Genomic DNA, 17,856 nt, shown 5'->3' on the forward strand with positions numbered 1-17,856 from the left:
CAGCCCTAAACCAAAAATTTATGTTTTTGCCTGCTTAAGAAGGGGGTAGAGAAAGTAATATGACAAAAATGGTAAAAATCCTACATAGGGGTTTAACACATTTATTCCATAAAGAAAGGGTGTTTAGATGGGAAAAGAAGTGAGAGTTCAAGTAAATGGTGTGGAAACACCAGCCAAGGAAGGGGAAAGCACCCTTGACTTTCTCAACAAAAGTTCCATCGAGATTCCACAGGTATGCTATCATCCGAGCCTGGGGGCTATTAAGACGTGTGATACCTGTATCATTGAGGTGGATGGTGAACTGGTCCGCTCCTGTGATACCCCCATTCAAAACGGCATGAAAATTGACACGGTTAAGCAGGATGTACAGGACGCTCAGGTGATTGCAATGGATCAAATTCTTCATAACCATGAATTGTACTGTACGGTCTGCGACTACAATAATGGGGGCTGTGAAGTTCACAATACCGTTAAAGATATGCAGATTAATCATCAAAGCATTCCTTTTGAACAAAAGCCAGTGGAAAAAGATGAATCGCATCCATACTACCGCTATGATCCAGATCAATGCATTCTTTGCGGACGTTGTGTAGAAGCCTGTCAGGATCTTCAGGTAACGGAAACGTTATCAATTGACTGGAGTCTGGAAAAACCTCGCGTGATTTGGGACAATGATGTGCCTATTAATGAATCTTCCTGCGTGAGCTGCGGCCACTGTTCCACTGTCTGCCCCTGTAACGCCATGATGGAGAAAGGTATGGAAGGCAATGCAGGCTATATGACAGGCATGAACCAGGAGACGTTGCGTCCGATGATTGAGATTACTAAAAATGTTGAAACCGGTTACGGGTCCATTTTGGCAATCTCTGAAATGGAAGCGGCTATGAGAGATGCAAAGATTAACAAGACAAAGACTGTATGCACCTATTGCGGTGTGGGCTGCAGCTTTGATGTGTGGACTACTGAGGACAGGAATATCTTAAAAGTAGAACCTCAGCAGGAAGCCCCTGCAAACAGTATTTCTACCTGTGTTAAGGGAAAGTTCGGCTGGGACTACGTAAATAGTGAGGAAAGGATCACAAAACCATTAATTCGTGAAAATGACTCTTTCCGCGAAGCAGAATGGAGTGAAGCTCTTTCTCTGATATCTGGAAAATTTACTGAGCTCATTGAGAAAGAAGGAAAAGATTCCTTAAGCTTTATCAGTTCCTCGAAAACCACAAACGAGGAGTCTTATTTGATGCAAAAACTGGCCCGCGGCGTGATTGGTACTAATAACGTAGACAACTGTTCTCGTTACTGCCAGACACCTGCAACAGAAGGGTTATTCCGTACAGTCGGCTATGGTGGTGATTCAGGCGGAATTAAAGATATTGAACAGGCTGAACTGGTATTAATCATAGGGTCTAATACCTCTGAGTCTCACCCGGTGCTTGCTACTAGAGTGAAAAGATCACAAAAACTTCATGGACAGAAAGTCATCGTTGCTGATCTTCGTAAACATGAAATGGCAGAACGGTCTGACTTGTTTATTCAGCCTAAAGGCGGATCAGATTTAGTATGGCTGTCAGCGGTTACAAAATATATTATTGAACAAGGCTGGGCCGATGACGATTTTCTGGAAAAGAGAGTAAATGGGCTTGATGAATATATAAAAAGCCTTGAGCCTTATACCATGGAATACGCAGAAGAAGTGACAGGCATTGATCAGAAAACCCTTGAGAGAGTGGCAAAAATGATTGCCGAGGCAAACACAGTATGTTCATTGTGGGCCATGGGAGTTACTCAGCATTTAGGAGGAAGTGATACGAGTACTGCGATTTCCAATCTTATGCTCATTACAGGAAATTATGGGAAACCCGGGGCAGGAACTTATCCCCTCCGCGGCCATAACAATGTACAAGGCGCAAGTGACTTCGGAAGTATGCCTAATCGCTTCCCAGGCTACGAGCTGGTAACAGACGAAAATGTGCGAAAAAAATATGAAAAAGCGTGGGGTGTTGAGCTGTCCGGGGAGATCGGTTTAAACAACCATGAAATGGTCGCCGCTATCCATGAAGGATCAGTAAAAGGAATGTACCTAAAGGGAGAAGATATGGGTATTGTTGATTCTAACCTTAACTATGTGCATGCCGCCTTTGAAAAGCTGGACTTCTTTGTTGTACAGGATGTATTTTTGTCAAAGACGGCTCAATTTGCTGATGTGGTTCTTCCTGCAAGTCCAAGTCTTGAAAAAGAGGGGACATTTACCAATACGGAAAGAAGGATTCAACGTCTTTACCAGGCATTAGAACCTCTTGGCGACTCAAAACCCGACTGGCAGATAATCACTGAGGTAGCCAATTCTCTTGGCGCGGGGTGGAGCTATTCACATCCTAAAGAGATTATGGAAGAAGCCGCCAGCCTGGCTCCGTTGTTTTCTGGAGTTACCTATGAACGTCTTGAGGGCTATGAAAGTCTGCAGTGGCCGGTAGCTGCTGATGGCACAGATACGCCTTTACTTTTTGAGAAGGAGTTCCCGTTCCCTGACGGCAAAGCAAGATTGTACCCGGTTTCCTGGACTATGCCGATTCAGTATGAAGAAGAATATGACCTTCATGTGAATAATGGGCGTCTCCTTGAGCATTTCCATGAAGGCAATATGACGTACAAAGCAGAGGGGATCACAAGCAAAACACCACAGGCCTGGGTAGAGGTCTCACCTGACCTTGCTGAAGAGAGGGGATTAGAAAGCGGAACGTTAGTGAGACTGTCCTCTCCTTATGGATCAGTCAAGCTTCAATGCCTCGTTACAGACCGGGTAAAAGGAAAAGAGCTTTACATCCCAATGAATGACTCCGGGGAAGGGGCAATTAACTATTTAACGAGCAGTAAAGCAGATAAAGACACGGATACTCCTGCTTACAAAGAAGTGTCAGCCAAAATGGAGATACTGGAAGCGAAGGGAAAAAGTCCTCTTCCAAGCACTAATCATCGAAACGGCAACCCGCAGCCGCAAATTGGCGTGAAAGTAGAGGAAAAGTGGAAGAGAAAAGACTATGTATTCCCAGGGGATGTTGTCAGAAAGGGGCGTAAGGTGAAAAATGGCTAAACCAATTAAAGCAATTAAGCCAATGGAACTGTCACCAGAGGAAAAGAAGCAGCAGGACCTGGAAGAGATTCAGGATGCTCTTGTGGAAAACAAGGATTCTATCCTTGAAACCATTAAGCTTTTCAATAACCTTCATACCTCAGGGGCGACCTCTATGGTAAACGGGCTCCTTTCAGAAGGAGATAAAGTATTAGATATCATTGTTAAAGAAGCAAGCAAACCTGAAAACACCAATACTCTAAAAAATCTGCTTCTTATGATTGGCACCCTCGGCACGATTAATGTAAAAGAATTGGAGCCTATCCTTCTTAAAGTAAATACAGGCATCGAACGGGTGGCTCATCACTCCGATTCTGAAGCTAAAACAAGTACGATGAGTCTTTTAAAAGCAATGCGTGATCCTGAGATAAACAGGGCGGTAACCTTAATGCTCACCTTTTTGCGAGGAATGGGAGAAGAGACGGAATCCATGGAAAGAAACCGATAGAATTGGAGCCTGTGCATTCTATTGCACAGGTTCATGTCTAAGCCAAATTACATTAGAGGAGATGACGTCGATTTGGAAACGAATAAAAATCGTTGGCTGATTGCCGCAGCAGCAGTTGGAATTCATATCTCGATTGGTTCTGTTTACTCCTGGAGCGTATTTACTACTCCTCTAAATGAAGAGTTTAATTGGAATCTGACGGCGATTTCTCTTACTTTTAGCATCGCAATCCTATTCCTCGGTTTATCTGCTGCGTTTATGGGTCACTTCGTGGAAAAGCATGGTCCCCGCCGCTCAGGACTGGTTTCTACTATTTTTTTCGGAGTAGGAATGATAGGTTCAGGAGCTGCCATCCAGATTGAATCTATTTATCTTCTCTATCTATTTTATGGAGTGCTTGGGGGCATAGGTCTTGGCGTAGGATACATTACTCCGGTTTCTACCCTGGTAAAATGGTTTCCAGACAGACGAGGACTTGCTACTGGATTAGCGATCATGGGTTTTGGTTTTGCCTCGTTAATTGCCAGTCCAGTCATTCAGGCACTGATTGAAGGAGCGGGAATTGCAAGCACCTTTTACATTTTAGGGGCAATCTATTTTGTCATTATGCTGGTGTCAGCTCTTTATCTTCAAAAGCCTCCCGAAGGCTGGATGCCAAAAGGGATGCGAGAAAAAGAGGAGGAAGGGAAAAGTTCTCCAAAGGAGGACCTCTCGTATTTAACGGCCAATGAAGCGATAAAAACAAGAAGGTTCTATTTTTTATGGCTGATGCTTTTTATTAACGTAACCTGCGGCATTGCCATATTGTCCGTTGCCTCGCCAATGGCCCAGGAAATTGCTGGACTCACAGCCGGAGCAGCTGCTGCCATGGTAGGAATTATGGGGTTCTTTAATGGAGCCGGCCGCTTAGCGTGGGCATCAATTTCAGATTATATTGGCCGGCCTAACGTGTATACAGCATTTTTTGCTATTCAGGTAGTATCGTTTATTTTATTGCCCAATATTACGCAGGCTTTACTCTTCCAGATCATTGTTTTCCTGATTATGACTTGTTACGGAGGGGGCTTCGCTTCAATTCCGGCATATATTGGTGATATTTTTGGTACTAAGCAGCTCGGAGCAATACACGGCTACATTCTTACAGCCTGGGCTGCAGCAGGTTTAGCAGGTCCCGTTCTCGTTTCCTGGCTCCGGGAAACAACAGACAGTTATGCGTTAACCATGTATATTTTCGGTGGAATGTTTGTCGTGGCCCTCTTCGTCTCCCTATGGATACGCAGTGATATAAAGAGACTTAGAGAAGAGAAGCAGAGTGCAGCATAAAGGGAAATAGACCGAAAGCCGGGATTTCAATCCAACGTTTAATAGGGGTAGCCCCTGGGAATCTTTTCTACAAAGCGTAGGAAAGGTGGTTAATAGATATGTCAAAGCCAGGACTAACAACTTTAAAACCAGGAGCAGTTTATTCTGCAAAAGAGCTGGACAGCTTTGTTTCCACTACTGATGTGCTTTTGTTATCTACCAATGAAAGCCATATTTTCTCTCACCCGGAGCGTGAGTACAAAGTAACTCATGAGTTTGAAGGTTTCTTTGAACATTACCAGGAAGATGGAGAAAAGCATTATCGTGAAAAAAAAGCATACGTTGTTGAAAAAGTATAAGGAAAACGGGAAGAGGCTGGGACAAAACTCAGCTAAAATAGAAGGGCCTTCACCGTCAGTGAGGGCCCTTACTTATATTATAATTCTGTTGGTTGATTGTTCAAAAATACACTCGCTGGCACCTAAAGGCCCAAGTACGACATCCGTTCAAGCTTCATTTCATTCGTATTCACGGTGTCTTCTATGCAGCGGGCAAGGCTTAGCTAGCCGGGTGAAACCCCCGGCAGCTCTTCAGCTCTTGCTTTTCCCGCAGGCGTCTCGTGACGTTTGAACAATCAACGACAAACTTATAATAGTTTTGAATCCAATCATAAGGCTCCAATTTTGAAAAGACGATAATTGGAGCCTTATTTACTTAGATGAGACAGTTTTGTCCCATTCTCTTTTTCTTGCGTTGGGGTGAACTTTCTTTTTCTTGAAAAAATAGATAAAAGAACGGATGAAAAAATGAAAAAGATTCCAGCTATTTGCCACACTGACAAATAATCGCTAAATATAGTGACCCCTACCAATATGGCTACTATTGGCTCTACCGTTGATAAAATGGCTGCATGAGAAGCTTCTATATATTTTAAGCCTGCTGTGTAAAGGACATAAGCAAGGATGGTGGAGATTAATACGCTTCCCACGGCATATAACCAAACCGCCGGTTCAGTAAATGGTTCAAGATTCCGCTCAATTCCACTCACAGGTAGCAAAAAGACACTTCCGCACAGCATGGAATAAGAGGTAATCGTAATCGAATTATATTTTCTGCTCACAAACTTTCCAATGACACTGTACAATGCACAAAAGAAGCCTGAGGCAAGTCCAAACATAAGCACCTGAGCAGTAATAGTCATTGAGCCTCCTGGCAGTAATCCAGCAACTAAGGCACAGCCGAGCAAAGTAGAGAATATTGCCATTATTTTGTTTGGAGTGAGAGCTTCTTTAAAGAATATTCTTGATAATAAAGCTACAAAGACAGGACTCGTATACAGGAGAATGACAGCGACCGATAAAGAGGATTGTTCCATTACTGTAAAGTAGCACCAGTTAAAGAAGGCAATACTCACAACGCCGAGACCGATAAAATGAATGAGGTCCCGTCCGTGTATTTTCAGAAGATACGGCTTAAGAGCGCCAACAAACATGAACATAATCACAGCAGAAAGAGTCATGCGTATAGTGACTACTTCCACCGGTGTAAATCCAAACGTGTATAGCTGCTGGACAAACAGACCGGTTACTCCCCAAAATGAAGCGCCAGCAAGCGTCATCCCATAAGCTGTAAGAGGACGCACGTCTATCACCTTCTTTTCTCCAATCTCTATGTCTATTATGGGTCAAGAAAGCATCGTATTGTCTGAGCTCATTTTCTCACTTTTATGGTAAAAATTCCATAGAAATAATTATAAAGGGGTGCCTGGCACCTGTATACATAAAAACAGGATGTTGAGAAGAGGTTCTCAACATCCTGGATGAACATGTTTAAGGGATTTGAGGATAGCGCAGACGGAGCAGACGGTAAATATTCTGTACAATAACTTTACTTACCGCATAAACCGGGATGGCTAAAATAAGGCCAACAAGTCCAGCAACATTTCCTGCCAGCAGAAGTAGCAGAATAATGGTTAATGGATGAATAGATAGCGCTCTGCCCATTACATTAGGGGAAATCAGGTTGCTTTCAATCTGCTGAATAATAACAATCGCTATAATGACCCAGAGAGCGGTAATAGGTTCATCAAATAAAGCAACAATAACCGCTGGAATCGTTCCAATAAAAGGTCCCACAAAAGGAATGAGATTTGTAAACATTGCGACCAGAGCTAATATTAAAGAATATTCAAGGCCGATAATTAAATAGGCAATGTATGACAAGATCCCTACACATACACTGACAATAGCCTGTCCCTGTATATAAGAACTCAGCGTATGATCCATATCTTTTAGGATTTTTTTCCCTTCTTTGGATTCTTCCTCAGGAAGAAAACGAAGAATATTATTTGGAAGCTTGTGGCCATCTTTTAATAGGAAGAAAAGAACAAAGGGGAGCACGACAAGGACCGTAATAATACTAAACAAAGTGCCTATAAATCCTAAAATGTTGCTTCCAATGTTCCCTAAATAATTGGTGAAGTTATCAGCGATGTTGGAAGGATCCAAATCCTGTAAAGCTTCTTCGTTTTGAATCTGCTGTACATATTCATGCTCCATCATATCATTTGCCCATTGCTGTACATTTTGGGCATAAGCTGGAACATTGTTTACCAGATGATTAATCTGGTTCTGCAAAATGGGTCCGACCCAAACGATTAACGCTGTGAATACCCCAGCAAAGGCTGCAAATATAATAACAATAGACAGCGCTTTTGGTATCCACTTGCTTAATAGCCCTACCAGCGGGCGTAAAATATAATACAGTATGGTTCCGATGATAAGAACAGGGGCGAGAGCCCCAACCGCCTGACCTATCGGCTGGAAAATAAAACCTACTTGTGTGCCTAAAAAGATGATAAGTAAGATAAGCACAGCACTGTAGAGAAAATAAAACCACTTTGTCTTCGGCATAGTCGGTCTCCTAATATAATATTTTTATTTTTTCCTTTTCCTTTCAGTAAACTTTTTAAACTTGCTTACAAGGAGGAAGGCACCTATAAATGGTGGACAATGTACCGTGCCACACACTCTTTCCTTTTCATAGAGTATATGAAGTCTATGAGAAAGGATGGGTTTTATGTTTGGGTATAAAATGATACAAATGGTACGTGCTCATGCCTATAAGCTGGACGCTCCTCTTCGGGAGCACCTTATTCACACTTATAAACCATTTAAGCGCACGCCTTGTTTCCTCCATAGTACCTTAGAAAAACTTTTAAATAAAACAAAACGAGTAGAAGTCGTAATAGAATTCAAACAAGACTGTTATGACCTAGGATATGAGGAGCTTTGTTCCATTGTAAGCAGCAAAAGAAGGTGCAAAAACAGGCATCAATTCCCTAAAATATCCTGCTGTAGTGCAACTCTTACACCGGAAGCTATCGGCATGCTTGCTGCCCAATGTTCACATGTTAAAAAAGTGTATCTAAATAGAGAAGTGAAAGCTTTTCTTGATACGGCTATACCAGCTGCAAATGCCGGCAGTGTTACAAGAGACGAAATAGCCTTGACAGGGAAAGGAGTGACGATTGCTATTATAGATACAGGCGTAGAGGAACATCAGGATTTGGAAGGGAGAATCATAGACTTTGCCGACTTTATTGATAACCGTAACACACCGTATGATGATAATGGTCACGGCACACACGTAGCAGGCTGTGCCGCTGGTGATGGAAGGGCTTCAAACGGCCGGTACAAGGCTCCAGCTCCAGAATCTCGAATCATCGGTGTTAAGGTATTAAACAAAGGTGGGGCAGGATCACTGGAAACGGTGATGAGAGGAATTCAGTGGTGCATAGATTATAATGAAAACAATCAGGACCAGCCGATTCATATCATGAATCTATCTTTGGGAAGTGCTTCACCTAGATATGATGATGAGAGTGAGGATCCTATGGTCAAAATGGTTCAAGCTGCTTGGAAGGAAGGCATAGTGGTAGTTGCCGCGGCAGGTAATGAAGGACCTAATTCCCAGACAATTGGAACTCCCGGTCTTAGCTCTGATATTATAACAGTAGGAGCACTTGATAATCGAAATACCGAAGATCGTTCTGATGATATGATTGCAAGCTTTTCAAGCAGAGGTCCGACCATATATGGAGAAACCAAGCCGGACATTGTCGCCCCCGGTGTAAGTATTACTTCTCTTCGTGCTCCTAATTCATTTATTGACAAACTCCAAAAATTAAACAGAGTAGGGTCCCATTACTTTACAATGTCAGGAACGTCAATGGCTGCACCTATTTGTGCAGGGGTTATTGCATTAATGCTGGAAAATGATCCTTCCTTATCACCGTCTCAGGTTAAGAAACAGTTAATGGAGGGTCCCGTCTTATGGACAGATAGAGATCCAAACATTTATGGTGCTGGGTATATAAATGCAAGAAATTCCATTGATCAGCCATAAACCGTATGTATGATTAAGCTCTGTTAAAGAGAGAGTTGATTTCTTATAAGTCATTTGACTGTGAATAAAAGCTCGCAACAACTTCGGAAATAGCACGAGCAGAAGATTTCAAGCTCCTGGCTGAGGAAGCTGAGGCAATACTCGAATCATAAAAGACACCGTGAATGCGCATGAAGGGAAGCATGATGGATGCCGCGCATGTACCTTCAGGTGAAAGCGAGCGTCTTTTAAAGAAATCCAACAAAAGATGTAACAATGCATAAACAGCCTGTTGTGTTAAATATAAGACAACAGGCTTTTAGTAATTATAAAAACTGTGAAAACAATAACAATCAAGATTAGGCGCTTTCATTATCACAAACCGTATAAATCTTTTATTTGCTGTATTTGATGGTAAATGCCATCTTCTAAGGAAACAGATGGGTGAAATTTCAAGTCTTTTTTGGCTTTCGTGATATCTGCCCATGTGTGGTCAGCATCACCTGGTTGTTTAGGGGAATACATAATCGTTGCTTTTTTTCCACTGACTCTTTCGATCAGCTTGATTAATTCAAGTAAACTAATTACTGTTCCGCCCCCTATATTATACGATTCACCAGGAATTCCTTTATCCAAAGCTTGAATGTTAGCGTCGACGGCATCCGTGATGTAGGTAAAATCTCTAGTTTGTGTTCCTTGTCCGAAAACTGTAATAGGACGGTCTTCTAATATATTTTTGATAAATTGGTGAATGGCCATATCAGGTCTTTGTCTCGGACCATAAACAGTAAAATACCGTAAGGAGACAACCGGCACGTCATAGTTTTGGTGGTACAATTGGCAAAGGTGCTCTGCTGAAAGCTTTGTTACCCCATAAGGAGAATAAGGAGAAGGCAATTTTTCTTCTGTTGTTGGTCCGCTCATGGTTCCATATACCGAGGAAGATGAACCATATACCATTTTCTTGATATTACTGTCTTTCGCTGCTTCAAGCAATTTTTGGGTGGCGCGTATATTGTGATCCAAGTAGTCTTGAAATTTGATCCCCCAGCTTTTTCGCACTCCCGGCAATGCAGCCTGATGAAAAATGTATTGGTGCGTCTTCATTAGATCCTTCAAGTCAATGTTTATTAAATTTTCGTTAAGCCAATTAAACCTTTCATGACGTGCGGAGTAAACCATGTTTTTTTGTTTGGTGCGGCTATCGTAGTTATCTGTGAAACAATCAATCCCTGTAACTTCGTAGCCTTGCTTTAATAAAGAATCTACTAACGTAGAACCGATAAATCCGGCACTTCCTGTGACAAGAACTTTTGTCATGACCCTCCCTCTTTCTTCTTCACGTTGTTGGGACTACTTGGCAGTATTAAAGATGACTGGTCTGCAAAAATGCCACTTACCATGTTATTTGACTTACTGCTGCCCTTAAAGATGGTGCTTTCACCAAATACACTGTCAGAAATCACAAATGGGATATTTTTAAAATGGCAATCGTTAAGGATGATGCTGTTTTTGATGCTGCATTTTTCTATATTTGTGTGCGAGCCGATAGATACATATGGGCCGATGATAGAATCTTTAATTTTACAATTATCTCCTAACTTCACTGGCGGTATGATAATAGATCTAATGACGTTTTCATTAAATTCTTGATCATTATCATTTCCTTTGGTTTGAAGCATCCATTTGTTAGCTTCAAGCCATCTTTCCATTGTACCTACATCAGAAGTAGGTTTATCAGTTTTAACATAATTAACTTGATAGTTCTGATTGATCAGCCATTGAATAGCGTCAGTAATTTCGTATTCCCCTCTTTCAGATGGCGAAATTGAATTGACAGCTTTAAATATTAAAGGAGTAAAAATATACGCTCCAATCACTGCGAGGTTAGATTTGGGGTTGGCGGGTTTTTCTTCAATGTTGACAATCTTTCCCTCTCTAATTTCGGCAATCCCATAGTCACTAGGTTGTTTTACCTCTGTAACCAGCACTGTGCTTTGAACGTTTTTGTTAATAAAATTTTTCTTTAAAGTCTCCAGGGATTCATAAATTAGGTTGTCTCCTAACAGCAAACAAAAAGAGTCTCCTCCTATAAATATTTCTGCTTGCTTCAAGGCGTGAGCAATTCCTTTTGGATTTTCCTGGTAAATATAAGTGATTTTCACATCTTTTCGTGTTTGCATGGTAAGGTATTTAGTAAATTTTTCTTGTTCATGAGGATGAATGACGATACCTATATCCTTGATGCCAATCCTATTTAAATGCTCTATGGCGTAAACTATGACAGATTGGTTTGCAACGGGTAGTAAGGGCTTTGGTTTGCTGTATGAGAGAGGTCTTAATCTCGTGCCTTTACCGGCTGCAAGAATTAGTCCTTTCATATCTTGGCTCCTTTCCTTTTTTACGGGGCATAGAAAACTTACGAATACCCAATACCTTCATAGTGAAAGTGAAGGCTTTTCATTTTATCTGCATCTAACATGTTTCTCCCATCAAAAACGCAAGCTTGGTTCATTAAAGAATGTATTTTCTTCCAATCTAAGTTTTTGTAGTGGGGCCAGTCAGTGCATAGTAAAATAGCATCTGCGTTTTTAACGGCTTCATAGGGATAAATATTTTGAGTGACTCCTTGATTCAAATACACAGAAGATAGTTTAACAATGGGATCATGAACAGAAATCTGGGCTTTTTCATTGATCAAATTCTCCAACAAGCGAAGAGATACGGATTCCCTGATATCATCAGTGTGGGGTTTGAAGGATAGACCAAGGATTACTAGCTTTTTTCCACGTAGGGAACCTAGCCGCTTTTTTACTTTTTCTAGAAAGAATTGACTTTGATTCATATTAACCTCCTCAACTTTTTGAAGGATCTCTAAGGGAACTCCGTGCTCGAAAGCGGTCGTTGCTAATTCTCTTACATCCTTAGGAAAACATGAACCGCCATATCCAAGCCCAGCCTGCAAAAAATGCGGTCCTATTCTGGCATCGAATCCCATTCCCTTTGCTACTTGGTTTACGTCAATGGTAAGAGCATCGCACAACCTGGCTATTTCATTAATAAAAGATATTTTGGTAGCCAAAAAGGAATTTGATGCGTACTTTATCATTTCTGCCGCTTGAGAACTGGTCTGTATGATTGGACAAGACCATTGTTGGTAAAGGTTATTTAAGTCGGTTATTGCTTTATTGTCCTTACTTCCGATGACGATTCTATCAGGATAAAGAGCATCCTCTAAAGCGTTTCCTTCTCGCAGGAATTCTGGGTTCATAGCTACGCTTACTTGTGAATGGTTGTTTTTGCTTTCTGCAATCCATTCCTTTACTTTTTCGGTCGTGCCAACTGGAACCGTGCTTTTAACAACAACAGTTTTTTCCTTATTCATATACTGGCCAATCATCTTTGCGGCAGCTTTCACATAGGTTAAATCTGCCTTTCCACTTTCCAGGGAGGGTGTACCTACAGTGATAAAGATAATGTCACTGTTTTCAATGGCTGATTTAGAGTCTGTGGTAAAAAGAAGTCGTTTGTTTGATAGGTGTTTTATCAGCATTTCATCTAAATTTGGCTCATAAAAGTATAGTTGCCCACTATTTAAGGAGTCTATTTTCCTTTTATCAACGTCAAATCCAGTTACTTTGTGACCAGCTTGGCACAATGCTAATGCGGTAGTTGTACCTACATATCCCATTCCTATAAATAATACATCCACGAAAGTCCCACCTCTTTTTTCAGGGATTGCTATTATTTTATTAGTGAAGCTGCTAGGAGAAACGGCGGATACCGCTTGGTTTAAAAAATTACTAAGTGCTTCCCTGTTCATAGGCAAGTAGCTTTCTTCTCCAACATTCTAATCGGGTGATATTCCTATTTTTCTTAAATCTCCTAGAAGTCTAAGCTTTCTCTTTCTGGCTGAATAGCATGGAAAAGAAGACTAAACATGACTTCATACAGGAAAGGAGACGACAGGATTGGGAAAAGTAATTCATTTAAATCTAAGAGTTGATCCTACTCAATATATCCCTCAAATAAGGAATGTGCCGCGCTATGATTATATTCATTTAGTCAGGCAGCCCAAATATATGGTTGATCTATCTTTATTAAATGATAAAGTTCACTACCTTAATGAAATATTATCTCCCCAGACATTTGTGAAGGAGCAGGGGGTTTCTCTGCTGCATGCCCATCATGGCCAGCTCGGTTTATTATTAATTCCATTTAAAAAAGAAACAAATCTTCCGTTGGTGACAAGCATTCGAGGTGTTGATGCAACATTAGCGGACAATAGGATCGGTTATTATGAAAACATGAAAATGCTTTTTGAGGAGGGAGAACAGTTTTTTCCGGTCTGTAACTATCTAGCAGAAAGAATCAGGGCATGGGGATGCCCATCTGAAAAAATAAAAGTACTCTACGGGGGCGTAGACCTAAGCCAATACACTTATCGCCCGCCAAACAATAGTGATTCTTTAAATATTATCTCAGCGGGAAGGCTTGTAGAAAAAAAGGGACACCATGTGGTCATGAAGGCTTTTGACAAAATTAGAAAAGACTATCCTCATGCTTCCTTAACAGTCATAGGAAGCGGTAGAGAGGAGGAATATATTAAGTCTTTAGCCTCCCAGCTTACTCTTGGGGACTCTTTTAAACTGATTCAGCATGTATCCAAGGACAAAGTAAGAGAATATATGAGTAACGCTGATTTATTTTGCGCAGCCAGCTTAGAATCCTCTGATGGAAACGTGGAAGGCATTCCTAATACGATCAAGGAAGCCATGGCGATTGGATTACCTGTAATATCTACTACCCACGCGGGCATTCCTGAGATCATTACTCATGAACAGGACGGAATACTAGTACAGGAAAATAATGTAGAAGAGCTGGAGCAAGCCCTTCGGAATATGATCGAAAATAGAGAAAAATGGGAGACGTATACTTCTGCAGCCAGAAAAGTAGTGGAGGAAAGGTTTGACCAGGAAGCCCAGCTCCTCGAGCAGGCAAAGTATTACGATGAGTTGTTAAAAGGGAAATAAATAAAAGACTTGACGATTGTTTCATAATCATCACGTGTACAGAGAGAAGAAATATAATCTTTGGAAGGAGAATGGTTCTTAAAGGAGGAGGATAAGATGGAAGACTTCACTTCTATTACGGTGAGTAAAGGAGAAAAAATGCTGGAAATTCACAACCCTACCAGCTTTCCATTAATCGGAATGGGTTCCCAAGGGGCAGTGTTTAAGCTGTCAGAGGAAAAGTGCGTTAAGATTTACGAGGACCCCGTACAGGCTGAAATGGAAGGAGAAGCGTTAAAAGCAGGCCAGCATTTGCCGTTTATGCCTAAACTTTATGAGACGGGGCAAAATTATATTGTCATGGAGTATTTTAACGCCCCCAACCTAAAAGAGTATTTGAAGAACTGTATGTTTATGCCGGAAAATATAGCAAGAAAATTATTAGATATACTTGATGGGTTGAAAAGCGCCGGGTTTACTATGATTGATGCACCACTTCGCCATATTTTTGTTATGGAAAACGAAGAGTTGAAAGTAGTGGACCATGTGAACGGCTTTAAAAGAAATCATCCTGTGCCGCTGAAGCTTTTACGAGATTTAAAAATTATTCTGTTGAAAGAGTCCTTCTTAATGCACGTAAAAAAACTCGACCCAGTAACATATACCGAATGGGATGATTTTTTCAACAAAAACCAGATGGATTTCAGAGATATAGTTGTTGGGTCAAAAGGACCAGACGGCGGGGTGAAAGTGGACAGCGCTATTTCACTTCCCCTTATTGGTAAAGGTCACCAAGGAGCTGTTTATCGAATCGCGGAAGATAAATGCGTGAAAATTTACGGGAAATTAAATCACGCAAAAGAAGAACAAAATGTATTATTATCAAGTCAAAACCTTCCTTTTATTCCTAAAGTGTTTGAGACTCAACCAAACTATACAGTCATGGAATACTTGCTAGGACCTGATTTAAACAGCTTTCTAAAAAAACAACGATTCCTTTCTATAGAGATTTCAAAAAAACTCCTTGATATGCTGGTAACGATGAAAAATAATGGGTTTAAACAAATCGATGCGCCTCTTCGCCATATAATCATCACAAAAGATGGATTCAAGTTAATTGACCACGTTTATTCCTTTCAACGGGAACAAAGTAAGCCTCTGGAGCTGTTTGAAAACCTTAGTGAAAGGAAGTTTCTAAGTGACTTTATCGATCATGTTAAAGAGCTGGATCCTAAATTGTACTCTGATTGGAATGGACCAGAACTTGAATTTTTCCTGGCGCAGGAAACAGAGGAGCAGCCTGAAACCTTAAAACAAGATCAAAGCAGCATTCTTTCCAACAAGAAAACAGCTGGTAAGGCTTCGGAGGGAGCTTCTCGTGAATTCATTAAAAATAAACCAAAAGGTAACACAATGTCCGGTGAAAAAGACAACTCAAAGAAGAAGGCTAAGAATAAAACTAAACAATCCTTGAACAAAACTGAAGGAAAGAAGAAGGATGGTGTGGCAAACACAACATCTGAACCTGCAGAAACGGATAGAAAGAACAGAAGAAGAAACAATGTCAGACAATTGCTGAAGGCAGCTATGGTGATGAATGATATCATGAATGACCACAATAACAATAATAGCAAGTAAAGCATAAAAAGGGAGAAATAACCCCCTGCCGAAACATGGCGGGGGGTTTTTATTGTCTAGTTAGAGGGACCAAATGCTTTTTTAGGTAGTGCTATATGAATACCTTTGTTTTCATTCACTACTTGAGTGACTGAAAAGTCTGCTGCCACACTTAAAAAGGAATAAGCATCTTCTTCTGTCATTCCATGAAAATCATGAAGGAAACGTATCGCTTCTAATGATCCGATGCGTGCAGCCTCATCTAAATCCTCATGGAAAGCATGAATGATCCACGAATCAGAGGTTTCAAGAAGTGGAAGAGAGAAGGAGAAATCCTTGCGGACCGTTACGCGAAGTAAACAATTCAAGGATCCTTCTACGGCAGTCCCGCTTAGCTCACAGTCTCCTTGTGTTAAGTGGGCATCACCTAAGGAAAGAAGGGCACCTTCATTAAATACTGGGTAATACATGGTTGTGCCTGCACCTATTCTCCAATTATCTATATTTCCTCCATGAAGATAAGGTGGAATGGTGTTGACCGGACCTTCTTCAGCAGGTGCCACTCCCATTGTCCCTATATGGAGACGAGCAGGAATCTGCACGTTACTAAGTGCGGGCACTCTATTCACTTCGTCAGGCAGGAGTATTCGGCCGTTTATATCATAGGTGCCCGGATAGTCGTAGGCAAATTTTGTCGTTAACCATTGTCCTTTAGGATCAATTTCATAGATGGTCACTCTTTCTTTTTTATCAAACTCATCATATAAAAATCCCCAGGGAGCTGTTACATTCGAGCCGTAGGGTACTCTTGGAGCCAGATCCAGAATCTCAACTTCAAGCATATCTCCAGGCTCAGCATCTTTTACGTAAATCGGTCCTGTTAAAAGGTGCGGACCTGGAGAACGTTTTTCTTCAGGTATTGAATGGTATATTTCTTCTGTACCTTCATCCATCATTAAATCAGGAGCATCACCAGCATGGTGTGTTACGGTTTCCACATAGACAAGGTCGCCGGAATCGACTGTCAGTGCCGGAGAAAGAGACTTATCGAAATAGCCCCAATGGACTGTATTGGATGAGGCTTTAAGAGTATGGTAATTTGCGTCGGTAAGTGACGATAATAGTGAAGCACGATTGTGAGGAAATCTCATAAATGCCCTCCTGTTCATCAAGGTAAAATAGGTAGAACCAAATTACAGATCTCTTGCTTTTTTACCCTCTGTTCTTAAAGGGATAAACCAGGGAAATAGAAAATACTCAGGACAATGGTAAGGGGTAAGGGGTTTAATCTGTTATTTCTCAGGATATAGGGTATGAAAGAAGCAAGTAAAGGAAAGGAGGCTGGGGCCTATGCCTTGGGATATGAATGATTATCCTTCATCCTGGAAAAATTTTGAGAAATCAGTGCGTAAAAAGGCAATTGAAATAGGGAATGCCATGCTTGATGAAGGATACAGTGAAGGAAGAACCATCCCAATTGCAACAGAAAAGGCAAAGGAATGGCATGAAAATGCATCATCAAAGGAAGTCGAGGACTTCTTGGAAGAGGGCAATACTCAGAAACGGTCAGAAGAAGGAAAAAAATACGAGGATCGCCCTGAGTTAATGGAAAGATCAGAATTGGTCACGCCTCATGATAATGGTTGGGCTGTTCAGGCAAAAGGAGCAAAAAAACCAAGCGAAGTTTTCAGCGATAAAACAGAAGCTGTTAAGCGTGCAAAAGAAATAGCAGAAAATAAAGGAACAGAAGCTGTCATAAAAAAAGAAGATGGCTCTATCGAAGATAGGTTCTCCTATGGCAGAAATGAATAACATTGCCTTCCTGAAGTATCTTCAGGAAGGTTTTTTTAGTGGAAAAACAAACTTTAATTTACAAAAAAGCTTATCAACCTTTAAAATTTTTAGAAAATTGCTAATGTATGTTTTAAAATTTTCAAGCAAGGGAATGTTTTCCAGGTAAT

14 protein-coding genes are annotated in these 17,856 nt (G+C 41.0%); 8 read left to right on the forward strand and 6 right to left on the reverse strand.

Going from position 1 to position 17,856, the window contains the following annotated elements; genetic code table 11:
* The first annotated feature begins 127 nt into the window (after positions 1-127).
* The 4 genes from fdhF (at position 128) to CEF17_RS07105 (ending at position 5,239) form a co-directional block, all read left to right on the forward strand.
* Positions 128-3,091 carry a formate dehydrogenase subunit alpha gene (gene fdhF / locus CEF17_RS07090; protein ID WP_100398916.1) on the forward strand — a complete coding sequence of 988 codons (2,964 nt, stop codon included), beginning with the start codon at positions 128-130 and terminating at the stop codon, positions 3,089-3,091.
* Positions 3,084-3,578 (forward strand): helical membrane plugin domain-containing protein, encoded by a 495-nt coding sequence (locus CEF17_RS07095; protein ID WP_100398917.1) that lies wholly within the window; start codon positions 3,084-3,086, stop codon positions 3,576-3,578. The genes fdhF and CEF17_RS07095 overlap by 8 nt, the downstream gene beginning before the upstream one ends.
* 72 nt (positions 3,579-3,650) lie before the next feature.
* Positions 3,651-4,901, forward strand: coding sequence for an L-lactate MFS transporter (locus tag CEF17_RS07100; RefSeq protein ID WP_198508917.1), 1,251 nt, complete (start codon positions 3,651-3,653; stop codon positions 4,899-4,901).
* A 98-nt stretch (positions 4,902-4,999) separates the two neighbouring features.
* Positions 5,000-5,239, forward strand: a complete 240-nt coding sequence (locus CEF17_RS07105) for a hypothetical protein (protein WP_100398919.1) — start codon at positions 5,000-5,002, stop codon at positions 5,237-5,239.
* A gap of 347 nt (positions 5,240-5,586) precedes the next feature.
* On the opposite strand, the gene CEF17_RS07110 is transcribed toward CEF17_RS07105, so the two are convergent.
* Entirely contained in the window at positions 5,587-6,531 is a 945-nt protein-coding gene (locus CEF17_RS07110) for a DMT family transporter (protein WP_232725445.1), read from the reverse strand.
* Between the two features lie 178 nt (positions 6,532-6,709).
* Entirely contained in the window at positions 6,710-7,792 is a 1,083-nt protein-coding gene (locus CEF17_RS07115) for an AI-2E family transporter (protein WP_100398920.1), read from the reverse strand.
* Positions 7,793-7,958: 166 nt separating this feature from the next.
* Between CEF17_RS07115 and CEF17_RS07120 the strand changes: the two genes are divergently transcribed.
* Positions 7,959-9,287: a S8 family peptidase gene (locus CEF17_RS07120; RefSeq protein WP_100398921.1), complete on the forward strand. Its 1,329-nt coding sequence runs from the start codon at positions 7,959-7,961 to the stop codon at positions 9,285-9,287.
* Positions 9,288-9,641: 354 nt separating this feature from the next.
* On the opposite strand, the gene CEF17_RS07125 is transcribed toward CEF17_RS07120, so the two are convergent.
* From CEF17_RS07125 to CEF17_RS07135, 3 genes are read right to left on the reverse strand one after another with little or no spacing between them, the layout of a single operon-like run.
* Positions 9,642-10,586, reverse strand: a complete 945-nt coding sequence (locus CEF17_RS07125; protein WP_100398922.1) for an NAD-dependent epimerase/dehydratase family protein — start codon at positions 10,584-10,586, stop codon at positions 9,642-9,644.
* Positions 10,583-11,647: a glucose-1-phosphate thymidylyltransferase gene (locus CEF17_RS07130; protein WP_100398923.1), complete on the reverse strand. Its 1,065-nt coding sequence runs from the start codon at positions 11,645-11,647 to the stop codon at positions 10,583-10,585. The genes CEF17_RS07125 and CEF17_RS07130 overlap by 4 nt, the downstream gene beginning before the upstream one ends.
* Before the next feature lie 38 nt (positions 11,648-11,685).
* Entirely contained in the window at positions 11,686-12,978 is a 1,293-nt protein-coding gene (locus CEF17_RS07135) for a UDP-glucose dehydrogenase family protein (protein ID WP_100398924.1), read from the reverse strand.
* Positions 12,979-13,237: 259 nt separating this feature from the next.
* Between CEF17_RS07135 and CEF17_RS07140 the strand changes: the two genes are divergently transcribed.
* Together CEF17_RS07140 and CEF17_RS07145 are read left to right on the forward strand one after the other, a co-directional pair.
* The gene (locus CEF17_RS07140) at positions 13,238-14,299 is read left to right on the forward strand and encodes a glycosyltransferase (RefSeq protein ID WP_100398925.1); all 1,062 of its coding nucleotides are present in this window, start codon (positions 13,238-13,240) and stop codon (positions 14,297-14,299) included.
* A 96-nt stretch (positions 14,300-14,395) separates the two neighbouring features.
* A complete protein-coding gene (locus tag CEF17_RS07145) occupies positions 14,396-15,916 on the forward strand; it encodes a protein kinase family protein (RefSeq protein ID WP_198508918.1) in 1,521 nt (506 codons plus the stop codon).
* 56 nt (positions 15,917-15,972) lie between these two features.
* Here CEF17_RS07145 and CEF17_RS07150 read toward each other — a convergent pair whose 3' ends face one another.
* A complete protein-coding gene (locus tag CEF17_RS07150; protein WP_100398926.1) occupies positions 15,973-17,046 on the reverse strand; it encodes an acetamidase/formamidase family protein in 1,074 nt (357 codons plus the stop codon).
* A gap of 199 nt (positions 17,047-17,245) precedes the next feature.
* Here CEF17_RS07150 and CEF17_RS07155 point away from each other — a divergent pair, with 199 nt between their 5' ends.
* Positions 17,246-17,707, forward strand: coding sequence for a DUF2188 domain-containing protein (locus CEF17_RS07155; RefSeq protein WP_100398927.1), 462 nt, complete (start codon positions 17,246-17,248; stop codon positions 17,705-17,707).
* Positions 17,708-17,856 lie beyond the last annotated feature (149 nt).

The organism is Bacillus sp. FJAT-44742 (assembly GCF_002797315.1).
Lineage (GTDB): Bacteria > Bacillota > Bacilli > Bacillales > Marinococcaceae > Thalassorhabdus > Thalassorhabdus alkalitolerans.

What these genes read in the sequence shown, in the direction of transcription:
- CEF17_RS07150 (WP_100398926.1), bottom strand. Translation starts at nt 17,046, where the DNA reads ATGAGATTTCCTCACAATCGTGCTTCACTATTATCGTCACTTACCGAC.
- CEF17_RS07130 (WP_100398923.1), bottom strand. Translation starts at nt 11,647, where the DNA reads ATGAAAGGACTAATTCTTGCAGCCGGTAAAGGCACGAGATTAAGACCT.
- CEF17_RS07155 (WP_100398927.1), top strand. Translation starts at nt 17,246, where the DNA reads ATGCCTTGGGATATGAATGATTATCCTTCATCCTGGAAAAATTTTGAG.
- CEF17_RS07095 (WP_100398917.1), top strand. Translation starts at nt 3,084, where the DNA reads ATGGCTAAACCAATTAAAGCAATTAAGCCAATGGAACTGTCACCAGAG.
- CEF17_RS07115 (WP_100398920.1), bottom strand. Translation starts at nt 7,792, where the DNA reads ATGCCGAAGACAAAGTGGTTTTATTTTCTCTACAGTGCTGTGCTTATC.
- fdhF (WP_100398916.1), top strand. Translation starts at nt 128, where the DNA reads ATGGGAAAAGAAGTGAGAGTTCAAGTAAATGGTGTGGAAACACCAGCC.
- CEF17_RS07120 (WP_100398921.1), top strand. Translation starts at nt 7,959, where the DNA reads ATGTTTGGGTATAAAATGATACAAATGGTACGTGCTCATGCCTATAAG.
- CEF17_RS07145 (WP_198508918.1), top strand. Translation starts at nt 14,396, where the DNA reads ATGGAAGACTTCACTTCTATTACGGTGAGTAAAGGAGAAAAAATGCTG.
- CEF17_RS07105 (WP_100398919.1), top strand. Translation starts at nt 5,000, where the DNA reads ATGTCAAAGCCAGGACTAACAACTTTAAAACCAGGAGCAGTTTATTCT.
- CEF17_RS07125 (WP_100398922.1), bottom strand. Translation starts at nt 10,586, where the DNA reads ATGACAAAAGTTCTTGTCACAGGAAGTGCCGGATTTATCGGTTCTACG.